The organism is Paenibacillus sp. N3.4, from assembly GCF_008017805.1.
GTDB lineage: Bacteria > Bacillota > Bacilli > Paenibacillales > NBRC-103111 > Paenibacillus_E.
In genome coordinates this window covers 1-12,074 of record NZ_VRTT01000128.1, presented here as the reverse complement: position 1 = coordinate 12,074, position 12,074 = coordinate 1, and the positions used below count along the sequence as shown (strand labels likewise).

Genomic DNA, 12,074 nt, shown 5'->3' with positions numbered 1-12,074 from the left:
TAAATAATGGCGAATTCTCATTCAGATTGAATGGAAATTCGCCATTATCAATTTAGATCTATTTCAGAAAATTAAAAGCGCACCTTTTTCAGTGGCCTCATAACTGAAGGGGTCTTTCGTACTATGTAGAAAGTCGAAAATTATATAGGTACTTGAAATCTGTTCTGTTATTGTAAGATTTTCAATGTTTATATCAATGATATTCCGTCGATACTAATAAAATAACAGTTTAATTTCATGGAGGTTCGGGTATAAAGTCCTGTGGCTTCTCATATATGTATCGGTTTATGACGGTTAGTATCTTTTTTTGTTGCGAATTAAGTGAAAATAAGTTATGATACAATATGTATCAATTCTTGCTAATATATAGGATGAATCGGGTGATCAAATTTGTTTTATATCGTATGTTACAAAGGTAAAGCGATGTGTTCGCCAATAACCCACTTGGCAGCAACAGAGAAAATGATAAAGTTAAGTCGTTTTTTTTCCAACCTTGAACTTCTCGAATACAAACCTCAGGATGAAGTCATTCACCAATTGATTGCTAAATAAGAATAAACATGTACGCTATAGGACGAGAATCAACTCCCGGGCATTTAGGGGAGTTTTTGTCTTGTCTTTTTTTCGCGAAACAATAACAGGAATTCATCAAGCAAGGGAAGAGGGCAAATAAAAATTTATCGGAATGTGAGAAACTGGCAGAATAGATGGGCAACTCGGAAAATAATGATAGTAGTATACTTTGAGGAAAAGAGGTGTTGTTCATGTACGACTCCACAGATATCCATAACAATAAAGGAATGGCCATTCTTGCTTACATTTTATTTTTTATTCCGCTCATCGCAGCCAAAGACTCCAAATTTGCTTGGTACCATGCAAACCAAGGACTTACATTGTTTCTGGTTATGATTATCCTTAATGTTGTACTCAGTATGATTCCATTTCTCGGATTTATATTACTTCCATTTGTGAACTTGGGACTCGTTATTTTAGCTGTTTTGGGTATCGTAGCGGCTGCACAGGGGCAAGTAAAACCATTGCCCATTATTGGTGGGTATACGCTGCTAAAGTAACCTACATAAATGTACATAAGTAAAAGCAGGCTAGCCGGTTATGGCAGCCTGCTTTTCTCATTTATAGGGCCAACTCGCTTATTCGTTGGTTAACGTTGTGTTTGAATAAACCTCCGTGATAACAAATGACTGCGTGAATGTCGAAATCAGTGAATTTTTTTAACGATTTCACGGCCAAGTTATAATCAGAGGCTTGTTCGGGTACAGGGCGGTGCAATTGTCCATCCGTCACAATCATAGCATCACCGGCTATTAGCGTTTTGCTTGCTTTATGATACAGGCTCAAATGTCCTGGTGTGTGCCCTGGAGTATCAATGACGACAATGCCACCTGCATAGTGGAGCTCTTGACCACCGTGTAGGAGACCGGTAACAGGAGCTTTGGGTGGGTTTTCGAGTGTAGCTCGGAAAGCATTTCGCCATTCAGGTGTAACGTGACTCGGTAAACTGTTCACGGCTTCCTCAATTTTTTCTGATGTAATTTTAATTAGCATTTTTTCCCCTTGTATATAGGGCTTTTCTATTTCACTGGCAAGAACCTCTATGAACTGTGGTGACTCACTTAGGAAAGTCGGTAAACTGCCAATATGGTCAAGATCTTGATGAGTGATAAGAATCGTGTGTAACTGGCTAAGTTGAACATCTTCTTGCTCCATTGCTTGGCGTAAAGTGGGAAACAAGCCTGGAAATCCGGTATCAACCAAAATTGCACCACCCTCATCGACAAGCAGTGTGGGGTAAATAACATCAATTTGTCCCATAACTGGAACAGATAGTTCGAGCATATACAATCCATTTGCAAGTTTCATGATAAACCCTCCCTAAGTAATATGGAATACAATGAGCTAAAGCGATAATTGAATTCGATGAGCTATTGCTATCATAGTCAGAGGAAGACATTAAGTCAATTTAAATATTTTATTATAACACACTTTCAACTATATGTCAATATATATTTTTGTGAGATTTTTTAACCATCGATTTGTATTTTCATAATAAAAGAATAAATCAGGCAAACTACATGTGTTTCTATTTAATTGAAGGGAATGAAGTTTACCGTGGAAGGAACAAAGACTGATTTTCTGTCAGCAATTCGATCAAGACGCTCTTATTATGGGATTAGTAATCAATCACCGATTTCGGCTGATCGCGTTAAAGAGCTTGTTGAAGAGGCTGTGAAGCACACACCTTCGGCGTTTAATTCACAAAGTGCAAGAGTAGTTCTCTTATTAGGTGAACAGCACAATCAACTGTGGGATATGACGAGAGATGTGTTAAAGGCCATCGTTCCGGCAGATCAATTCGAGTCGACTGAACAGAAAATGCAAGGCTTTCGCAGTGGATTTGGCTCCGTTTTATTTTTCGAAGATTGGTCTGTGGTGGAAGAACTGCAAGGGAGTTATCCGGCTTATCAAGACCGGTTCCCGGTTTGGTCGCAACATTCCTCGGGCATGCTTCAGCTTGTTGTGTGGACGGCGCTTGAGGCAGAAGGGTTAGGAGCAAGTTTGCAGCATTACAATCCGCTTATTGACGAGAAAGTGAAAGAAAAGTGGAGCCTGCCAGAATCATGGCAATTAATAGCCCAGATGCCATTTGGAACGCCAACGGATTCTCCTGGGGATAAACAATTTAAACCGATAGAAGAACGATTCAAATTGTTTAAATAATCACGTTAATTGAATTTGTCCAAATTTTGATCATCTTGTGAATAAAATATGAACAAATCTTCAAACTTGTGGTATACTAGATATAAAGCACTTACATTCAAGTTTGGAGTGATCATTATGGCAATTAGAACAGCTTCTGCAACTCGTGTAGAACGCAGTGAACGCGACGTGACACCTTTAATTAAAATGATGACAATGGCAGCGTGGGTATTGTTGGGTATCGGATTACTATTAAGTTTGTTCAGTATGGATCATTTTAATGATCGTAATACTTCTCTTATGGTGGGTATCGGGTTTATGGTGGGGAGTGTGCATATCTATGTGATACGCACAGCTATTCATTTGGTACACTCTCGTCATACATCCAAGGTTGAGTGAATAAAGCTAATCTATTAACAATAAAGCCCTTCAATGTAAATTGAAGGCTTTTTGATTTGCATACATTTAAGCAATAGTCAACAAACGTTCTGTGACAGTTGTTTTACATTAAAACGTCGATCCTTTGACGTATTTGTTAAGTCCTGAATACGGGAGTGTACTTTTCACTGTAATTTGCTATCTTGAGATTAGGTTATTCATTAAATCGTTTATGGAATGGAACAGGAACGATTACTACGTCGATTTTGATTTGGGAGGTTAAGTATGGTGAAAAAGAGAAAACTTGTACAGGCTATTCTACCCTTCATGATGATCGCCATGATTGCCGTATTGGCTGGTTGTAGTGATCAAGCTATGGTGCTGAACCCAAAAGGTCCAATAGGTGCACAACAAAGGGATTTAATGATGATCTCTTCCGTATTGTGTGCCGTTATCCTTGTTCCGGTGCTTGCGCTAACGGCATGGATTGTCTGGCGATATCGTGATAAAGAAGGGAATAAGGCATCCTATCGGCCGAACTGGGCGCACAGTACAACATTAGAAACAATATGGTGGTCCATACCTATTATCATTATTGTCACGTTAGCTGTAGTAACGATTCGCTATACGTATGCGTTGGAGCCCTCCAAGCCATTGGTTTCCAGCAAAGCACCCGTGACGGTACAAGTCACGTCTCTAGATTGGAAATGGCTGTTTACGTATCCTGAGCTCGGAATAGCAACGGTGAATTATCTTCAGATTCCTGAAGGCACGCCGATTAAATTTGAACTTACCTCGGATGCGCCGATGAATTCCTTCTGGGTTCCGCAATTGGGTGGTCAAATTTATACGATGTCAGGCATGGCTATGACGCTTTACTTGCAAGCGGACGAAATTGGCCATTACTTCGGTACAGGCGCGAATTTCAGCGGTGAGCATTTTGCAGATATGACGTTTGACGTCAATGCGACTTCACAAGCTGATTTTGATGCATTCGTCGCCAAAACGAAACAAGTGAATACTGCTTTAACGATGGAATCCTACACTGCTTTAGCTAAACCAGGCAAATCGGGCGTGCAATATTTCTCGTCGATCCCTGACGGACTGTTTCAATATATTGTGACGAAATATACAAATGGTCAAACGCATAGTGGTCATGGCAGCATGGAATCTACAAAAGAGACGAATAAATCCTCATCAACAGACAAGATTGCACCAAAGGAAACCATGAAAATGGACCACAGTCAGATGAAGATGACGAAATAAGATCGAAGTATCAATGAAAGGAAGTCATGCTCATGCTAGATACAATCAAGCAATTCGCCTCCGAGTTTTTCGTGACCGGCGATCCACTTATTCTGGGTGCTCAAGTCAGCATCGGATTAGCCATGGTAGCCATGGTCTTCGTCCTGACGTTTTTCAGGAAATGGGGCTGGCTATGGCGCGAATGGTTAACAAGTGTTGACCACAAGCGAATCGGAATCATGTATATCATTTGCTCCATCATGATGCTCTTCCGCGGCGGCGTTGACGCACTCTTGATGCGGTTGCAATTAGCCATGCCTAATAGTGAGTTTCTTCAGGCGGAACACTATAATCAAATTTTTACAACGCATGGCGTTATTATGATTTTGTTTATGGCCATGCCTCTTATGTTCGGATTATTTAACATTGTTGTTCCTCTGCAAATTGGAGCCCGAGATGTGGCTTATCCGTTCTTGAATTCATTAAGCTTCTGGATGTTCTTCTGGGGAGCGATGTTGTTCAACGTGTCGTTCGTTATCGGAGGTTCACCGGATGCTGGATGGCTTAGCTATCCACCGCTTTCTGAGATGTCTCATAGTCCTGGTGTCGGAGAAAACTTCTATATTTGGGGTATTCAAATTTCAGGTATAGGTAGTTTGGCGACGGGGATTAACTTCATTGTCACCATTCTTAAAATGCGTGCTCCTGGCATGAAACTGATGAAGATGCCGATGTTCAGTTGGTCCGTTTTCTCCAGCTGTATCATGATTATGTTTGCTTTCCCGATCTTAACAGTTACACTCGCTTTATTATTTCTGGACCGTTTCCTGGGGGCTCATTTCTTCACGCTGGACGGTGGCGGAAATCCGATGATGTATATAAACTTGATTTGGATGTGGGGCCATCCTGAGGTCTACATTGTTGTCGTACCGGCATTCGGGATATTCTCCGAGGTTGTAGCTACCTTCTCAAAGAAAAAATTGTTTGGCTATAAATCCATGGTTTATGCCATGTTAATTATTAGCTTGCTGTCCTTCTTTACTTGGGCGCATCACTTCTTCACCATGGGATCTGGCGCGGACGTAAATGCCTTCTTCGCCATAAGTACAATGTTGATTGCCATTCCGACAGGAGCAAAAATCTTTAACTGGCTGTTCACCATGTACCGCGGTAAAATCCGCTTTACAACACCGATGATGTGGACGGTCGCCTTTATTCCCTGTTTCGTAGTAGGCGGGATGACTGGTGTACTCTTATCTGTGGCGCCTGCTGACTTCCAATTCCATAACAGTTATTTCTTGATCGCACATTTCCATCAAGTCTTGATTGGTGGGGTAGCTTTTGGTTACTTCGCAGGTCTTTATTATTGGTGGCCGAAGATGTTCGGCTTTAAGCTGAACGAGCATTTAGGTAAATGGGCTTTCTGGCTATGGAATATTGGGTTCTATGTCTGTTTCATGCCGCAATATTTCTTGGGCTTAGACGGTATGACACGTCGTACCTACACGTATAGCTTTGATATGGGTTGGGGACCATTGAACCTCGTTTCCACCGTTGGTGGGTTCTTGATGGGGATAGGTTTCCTGTTCCAAGTTTGGCAAATTGCCCACAGCATTAAATTCCGTGAGCAGGATGTTACTGGCGATCCATGGGATGGGCGTACACTAGAATGGTCAATTCCGTCCCCTGCGCCTATTTATAATTTTGCGCAGCTTCCAGTAGCCAATGAAGTTGATGCCTGGTGGGAAGAGAAGCAGAAGCAAGGTGCGGTGACGAAAAATAAAGCTCCAATTCACTATGAACCGATTCATATGCCTAAAAACTCGGCTATTCCATTCATCATATCAGCAATGTGGTTTTTTGCCGGATTCGGATTCGTCTTTGACTGGATGTGGCTCACGATCCCTGCTTTAATCGGGGTTGCCATTTGTATGATCGCAAGGTCATTCTCCTATGATACGGATTATTATATACCAGCCGATGAAGTGAAACGCACGGAAGAGGCATTGAAAGGAGCGAACGTATAATGGCACAGGCAACTGCACAGAACGGTCATCATGCTCACGATCATGAGCATGAACACGAGTCGCTCAAAACGTTCGGATTCTGGTTGTTTTTAATTACGGATTGTATCTTGTTCGGTTCGTTGTTTGCCACTTATGTGGTACTGCACCAAAACACGAATGGGGGACCAACGCCAGAGGATCTCTTTAAAATGCCGGGCGTTATTGCAGAGACCTTCATCTTGCTGACGAGCAGCTTCACCAGCGGTTTAGCAATACTTGGCATGCATAAAGGCAATATGAAACAACTGATTGGCTGGTTAATTGTTACAGCGCTTCTTGGGGCTTCATTTATCGGGCTTGAGTTACAAGAATTTATTAACATGGTTAATCATGAAGGGGCCACAATATCTACCAGTGCATTTCTGTCAGCGTTCTTCGCTTTAGTTGGAACTCACGGACTTCACGTTTCTGTCGGTTTAATCTGGATGATCGGTTTGATCTTTCAGTTGAGACGCAGAGGCATTACTCCGGTAACTATGCGTAAAGTAACGATTCTTTCCTTGTACTGGCATTTCCTGGATGTTGTTTGGATCTTCGTATTTACAATCGTTTATTTGATGGGGGTGATGTAAGATGAGTCAGCCGCAAGCGGGTTCGCATGACAATCATGGCACTCATGGTTCATTGAAATCTTATGTCATTGGTTTCATTCTTTCGATTCTTTTAACGATTATTCCACTAGTGGCTGTCATGAACCACATGTTGGAAAGAACGGGTACTTTACTCTTAATTCTCATCATGGCGATACTTCAATTTGGGGTTCAATTGTTCTTTTTTATGCATGTGAAAGAGGGCGAGAACGCTCGTTGGAACATCATGGCACTCATTTTCGGTTTTATCATCTTAGTGACTATTGTTGGCGATCCATATGGATCATGACTTATAATCAAGTTGTGCATTAGGTAATAATATTGAAAAGACGGTCTCCCGCGATTGGCGGTGAGATCGTCTTTTTTTGTTCGCTCGCCCCTGAAGAACGACGAAGTCGTTTATCCTTGGTTAGCGGTATGAACAAATTAACAAGTTGATTTTTTCTCATTGTGTTCTTTTGATTCTCGCTTTTCCTGTTGAACGGCTTTTTCTCCAAATTGATCTAAGCGAGAAGGGCTGCTTGCAGGGCCATTATTTTTCGGTGAATTGTTCCTTCCAGTCATTGAATATCACCTCCATGTTTCAGCTTTTGTCAAAGGATGACGATTCATGCAAGCAAGCAAAAACAGTTGTTATTCTGCAAAAGAAATGATACATTAAGATATCAAATGATACCTAATGTATCATTCATTAAACTGGACAAGCATTCTATCGAATGGGAGGAGCAGAATGATTCGCCGAGGCCAACGATTTCAAACCATGCTGGATGAGAATTTGATTCATTTGCATAAAAATTTTTTTATAAGCTCGGGCGACCCCCAGTATTATGAGAAAGTACTTCGGTATTTGGACGCTAATTCACCAGAAGCTCATTACAAAATGGGGCAGAAATATCAGATGAACGGGAATCGAAAGAGGGCTATGTTTCATTATAAGGAAGTTTTGAAGACATACCCTTCACCTTTCTATTCAGCTGCTAATCGGGCTATTCATCTCTTGGATCAGCAGCATGCCGCGCATGCGGCAGGGCTGGAAACTGTTTTTCCAAAGGCTAAAAAACAATTATTACCTCCTTTTATGAAAATATTACTTCTTGTCCTCTTTATCGTAAATTTGGTGTTAGTCATGCTTTTTTTCGGGGATACACCCATTTATAAAACCATTTCCCAACTGAAAGTATGGAATGTGGGAAGCGACATCGTTTATGAAACCGTAGATACGCCATATACGATGTATTTTGCTCCTGATGCAAAGAATGAAGCCATGGAAACTGCTCTTCATAAGCAGGCAATTGCCTTAGCTCAACAAACACCCAAAGCCAATATCATTATTTACGGCATTGTGTCTCCAGATAAAGGGGAGCAAGGCAAAACCTTGTTACTAACGAATGAAGAGCTTATGAAAAGCGCGGTCGTCATCGCCCAATATCACCCCGCATCTGACCGTACGGTGAAAATTCGATTTCTAAATTCTGAATTCATCAAGCACCAACCGCTTAGCGCGATTGGTGCTAATTTAGTTCGAACTGCTTTGCAAACGTATCAGAACGATCATGGTAGATCACCTAACGCGCTAGAAGCCTTGCTAGAGGATTATCCTCATAATTATTTAAGCTTTATACCTATAGAAGTGAACTCTGGTTCTAATGGCACTTCTGCTGTTTTTAACGGAGAGGGTGGATGGGTCTATGACGCTGGGGCAGGCAGTTTGGATGCCATGTTCTATGCCAATGTAAAAGGCTTAGAGAGAGTTCCCTTTGACCCTCTGCATATTGAAATCAATGAAGATGAACACCATATGAAATTAATCAGCGGAACCTATCTGCTGTGGGATAAAGCCATTGGTCTTGGCGTGAACGGAAGCACCCCACAAGGCAGCTTTCAAATCATTGACCGCGTGCAACAGCCGAAGGGGAAAACCTCAACAAGTTATGGTGAGGCAGGCTTGAGTCTTGGGCGGATTGCGCTCCATGGCACAATGGATGAGAGCTCTATAGGCCGAGATCAATCTATGGGCTGCATACGATTAACCAATGGAGATATCCAACAAATATTCCCGTTTGTGCCGAAGGGCACTAACGTCCAAATTGATGCTGCCAAATGGCCGACAGCTCTTGAAAAGCAAGTAGAAAACACTGGACTTCTGATTCCTTCTACATTGCCTAAGATAAATCAGAAAGCGGAAGGCATTATTTTTCATTGGCTGGGATAATTCTTTGTCACAAAAGCACATAGTATATCGTCTTGATGGGGAAGGCACCTTAAACGGTGTACATAAAAGGAGGTAACCCACATGACATTAAGAATGGATTATAAGAAAGAATACCCGGAAGCATTACATGCTATGCTCCAGTTTGAGCAATTCGTGAAGGGAAGCGGAATCGATCCAACCTTGTTAGAGCTCATTAAATTACGTGCTTCGCAAATAAACGGTTGTGCTTACTGTCTTGATTTGCATTCGAAAGATGCGCGCGCTCAAGGTGAGACCGAACAACGAATATACTTACTGAACGCTTGGCGGGAGGCACCTTACTATACGAATGCAGAGAGGGCGGTACTGGCTTTAACTGAAGCGATAACGCTAATTTCTGAGAGCGGCGTTTCGCTGGATGTTTATGATGAGGCTAGAATTCACTTTGACGGGAAACAATTTATGGCGATTTTGATGGCGATTAATGCCATTAACTGTTGGAATCGGATTGCTATTTCAACGGGGATGATGCCTGATTGAATGCGGCGTTAATAAGGGAAAAAGCAGTTGCTGGTTCTCCGAGAAATAATCGGAAACAGCAACTGCTTTTTTATTTAACTACATTAAATTTTCAGGGTTCAGCTTCTCAAGTTCTGGAATGACGAAGCGACCGTCTTTTCGAATCAGAACATCATCAAAGTAAATTTCACCACCGCCATACTCTGGACGTTGGATCAGGACCATATCCCAGTGAACCGATGAACGGTTTGTATTATCCGCTGTCTCATAAGCTTGACCAGGTGTGAAGTGGATACTTCCGTCAATCTTCTCATCGAATAAAATATCTTTCATCGGATGCTGAATATAAGGATTTACGCCAATCGCAAACTCGCCGATATAACGAGCGCCATCATCCGTATCAAGGATATCGTTAAGCTTTTTATTATCGTTGCTGGTCGCTTCTATAATTCGACCGTTCTCAAAGCGCAGCACGATGTTTTCAAAAGAGGTACCGGAGTATATCGTTGGCGTATTGTAGCTAATAACGCCGTTTACCGAATCTTTCACAGGTGCTGTGTATACTTCGCCATCGGGGATATTCCGAAGACCCGAGCAAGGAACGGCGCCAATGCCTTTGATGGAGAAGCTAAGGTCCGTGCCTTTAGCTACTAAACGAACACGATCTGTAACGTTCATCAGGTCGACGAGGGACTTCATAGCTTCCGCCATTTTGCTGTAATCGAGGTTGCATACATTGAAATAGAAATCTTCAAAAGCTTCCGTGCTTTTGCTCGCTAATTGGGCCATGGAAGCATTCGGATAACGCATGACACACCATTTGGTGTTATTGATACGCTCATCGAAAAGCGGACGTTGGAAGTATTTCAAGTAGAGTTTCATTTGATCGTCAGGCACATCCGAAGATTCGGTGATATTATCTCCGCTGCGCACAGCGACATAGGCATCCATTTGCTTCATGCGCTGCAGCTCGAACTCGGACCATTCGCTGAATTGTTCTTGCGTCCCGTTCATTTGCAAGCTTCGTGTAATGGCTGGATCACGCAATTCGATGAATGGTTTACCGCCCACTGCATACACTTCTTCAATAAAGCATTTGGCGAGCTCAGGGTCTTTAACTCCAATTAATTCAATTAATATGTTCTCACCGGGTTGCAAACTCACCGAGTAACGAATAATGTTTCGGGCAAATGTTTGAAGTCTTGGATCTCTCATGATTGGTAGTCTCCTTAAATTTGAAAATAGGTACGTCAAAAGTATACCGTAATGGCTTCGCTAATGCGAATCAGGACAACATATCGTTGAATGTCTTAGAATATATGATACAATGACACCAATTCGATACTGCATGCCCACAACCAGAGGAGGAAGCCATGGCTAAAGAACAGATTAAAGTACCGTTTGGGTACGAACCAACCGTTCAAACTCGCAAAGGAACTGTTTTCTTATTTGAAACTTTTGAGGATTGGACAGATGCTGAGATGGGTGCGTTTACGCTATGGGCAGAGGAAAGAAAATTTGTTCGAGCGATTTTCTATCCACAACATGAAGAAACACTTCGTAGGATGGATATTTCTTGCCGGCTGCCTTACTATGCCAGGGTGAAGCATTTAGAAAATCTAATTAAGAATGCGAATTCCTCCGTTCAATTGGATCTGGACACATGGGAGGGAAAGCGGAAGAAATACACACCGTTAGAAACTTCGCTGAACTTTTTGACAGACAAAAATCCAGGACCTTATTTTGTTTGCATGAGTGATCGATACGTGAATTTATTCGTTACCTATCCTTCTTTCAAGGAATGGATTAAAAAAGCACGGCTAGTAATTCTTAACCAGTTTCATGTTCCTCTTCAGCAGAAGCTTTATGAATACGCGGAAAGATGGGAAGCCGTGGACTTAGAAAATGGCTTTTCGTCTGTCAAACCTCGTTGATACACATTGTTTCATCAACGACAAAGGACACTCAACCCATAAGAAATGGGAGGAGTGTCCTTTATGTTTGAACGATTATCCAATTTCGTAGCTTGCAGCTTTATCCGTCATGTAACGTTCTGTTAAAATGGTCAGCATCGAAATTCCGATTTCGTTCTCTCCGCCTTCGGGTATAATTATGTCCGCATATTTCTTGGAAGGTTCGATGAAAGCGTCGTGCATCGGCTTCACTGTCGTTAAATATTGATCAAAAACGGACTGCAGCGTACGGCCTCGTTCATTAATATCACGAGAGAGTCTGCGTAGTATACGTACATCAGGGTCGGTATCCACGAACACCTTAATGTTCAGTGCGCCGCGAAGCTCTTCGTCTGTCAATACATGAATACCTTCTAGCAGGACGATGGGTTTAACATCAATCCGAATGGTTTCC

14 protein-coding genes and 1 pseudogene are annotated in these 12,074 nt (G+C 42.0%); 10 read left to right on the top strand and 5 right to left on the bottom strand.

Going from position 1 to position 12,074, the window contains the following annotated elements:
• Nucleotides 1-764: 764 nt before the first annotated feature.
• Nucleotides 765-1,073, top strand: a complete 309-nt coding sequence (locus FU659_RS33270) for a DUF4870 domain-containing protein (RefSeq protein WP_147951458.1) — start codon at nt 765-767, stop codon at nt 1,071-1,073.
• Between the two features lie 61 nt (nt 1,074-1,134).
• On the opposite strand, the gene FU659_RS33265 is transcribed toward FU659_RS33270, so the two are convergent.
• Nucleotides 1,135-1,881 carry an MBL fold metallo-hydrolase gene (locus FU659_RS33265; protein ID WP_147951457.1) on the bottom strand — a complete coding sequence of 249 codons (747 nt, stop codon included), beginning with the start codon at nt 1,879-1,881 and terminating at the stop codon, nt 1,135-1,137.
• Between the two features lie 237 nt (nt 1,882-2,118).
• Between FU659_RS33265 and FU659_RS33260 the strand changes: the two genes are divergently transcribed.
• The 6 genes and pseudogenes from FU659_RS33260 (at nt 2,119) to cyoD (ending at nt 7,309) form a co-directional block, all read left to right on the top strand.
• Nucleotides 2,119-2,739, top strand: a complete 621-nt coding sequence (locus tag FU659_RS33260) for a nitroreductase family protein (protein ID WP_147951456.1) — start codon at nt 2,119-2,121, stop codon at nt 2,737-2,739.
• 117 nt (nt 2,740-2,856) lie between these two features.
• Nucleotides 2,857-3,117: a hypothetical protein gene (locus tag FU659_RS33255; protein WP_147951455.1), complete on the top strand. Its 261-nt coding sequence runs from the start codon at nt 2,857-2,859 to the stop codon at nt 3,115-3,117.
• A 264-nt stretch (nt 3,118-3,381) separates the two neighbouring features.
• Nucleotides 3,382-4,362: a ubiquinol oxidase subunit II gene (gene cyoA / locus FU659_RS33250; protein WP_147951454.1), complete on the top strand. Its 981-nt coding sequence runs from the start codon at nt 3,382-3,384 to the stop codon at nt 4,360-4,362.
• A 32-nt stretch (nt 4,363-4,394) separates the two neighbouring features.
• Nucleotides 4,395-6,368, top strand: coding sequence for a cbb3-type cytochrome c oxidase subunit I (locus tag FU659_RS33245; protein WP_147951453.1), 1,974 nt, complete (start codon nt 4,395-4,397; stop codon nt 6,366-6,368).
• A complete protein-coding gene (gene cyoC / locus FU659_RS33240; protein ID WP_147951452.1) occupies nt 6,368-6,979 on the top strand; it encodes a cytochrome o ubiquinol oxidase subunit III in 612 nt (203 codons plus the stop codon). Before FU659_RS33245 ends, cyoC begins: the two co-directional genes overlap by 1 nt.
• A 1-nt stretch (nt 6,980) precedes the next feature.
• Nucleotides 6,981-7,309: pseudogene (gene cyoD, locus FU659_RS33235) on the top strand (cytochrome o ubiquinol oxidase subunit IV).
• Here cyoD and FU659_RS36075 read toward each other — a convergent pair.
• Together FU659_RS36075 and FU659_RS36070 are read right to left on the bottom strand one after the other, a co-directional pair.
• Nucleotides 7,306-7,446: a hypothetical protein gene (locus FU659_RS36075; protein ID WP_187274566.1), complete on the bottom strand. Its 141-nt coding sequence runs from the start codon at nt 7,444-7,446 to the stop codon at nt 7,306-7,308. The pseudogene cyoD and the gene FU659_RS36075 sit on opposite strands and share 4 nt — an antisense overlap.
• Complete coding sequence (locus tag FU659_RS36070; RefSeq protein WP_187274565.1) at nt 7,424-7,561, bottom strand: hypothetical protein; 138 nt, start codon at nt 7,559-7,561, stop codon at nt 7,424-7,426. Before FU659_RS36070 ends, FU659_RS36075 begins: the two co-directional genes overlap by 23 nt.
• A gap of 166 nt (nt 7,562-7,727) precedes the next feature.
• Between FU659_RS36070 and FU659_RS33230 the strand changes: the two genes are divergently transcribed.
• Nucleotides 7,728-9,209, top strand: a complete 1,482-nt coding sequence (locus FU659_RS33230; protein ID WP_187274564.1) for a L,D-transpeptidase family protein — start codon at nt 7,728-7,730, stop codon at nt 9,207-9,209.
• 81 nt (nt 9,210-9,290) lie between these two features.
• The gene (locus FU659_RS33225; RefSeq protein WP_147951450.1) at nt 9,291-9,728 is read left to right on the top strand and encodes a carboxymuconolactone decarboxylase family protein; all 438 of its coding nucleotides are present in this window, start codon (nt 9,291-9,293) and stop codon (nt 9,726-9,728) included.
• A gap of 78 nt (nt 9,729-9,806) precedes the next feature.
• On the opposite strand, the gene FU659_RS33220 is transcribed toward FU659_RS33225, so the two are convergent.
• Nucleotides 9,807-10,922, bottom strand: coding sequence for an aminopeptidase (locus FU659_RS33220; protein ID WP_147951449.1), 1,116 nt, complete (start codon nt 10,920-10,922; stop codon nt 9,807-9,809).
• Between the two features lie 158 nt (nt 10,923-11,080).
• Here FU659_RS33220 and FU659_RS33215 point away from each other — a divergent pair, with 158 nt between their 5' ends.
• Nucleotides 11,081-11,641 carry a hypothetical protein gene (locus tag FU659_RS33215; RefSeq protein ID WP_147951448.1) on the top strand — a complete coding sequence of 187 codons (561 nt, stop codon included), beginning with the start codon at nt 11,081-11,083 and terminating at the stop codon, nt 11,639-11,641.
• A 75-nt stretch (nt 11,642-11,716) separates the two neighbouring features.
• Here the strand turns inward: FU659_RS33215 and FU659_RS33210 are convergent.
• On the bottom strand, nt 11,717-12,074 hold a 358-nt coding region (locus FU659_RS33210; RefSeq protein WP_483874520.1), incomplete at its 5' end, for a nucleoside/nucleotide kinase family protein.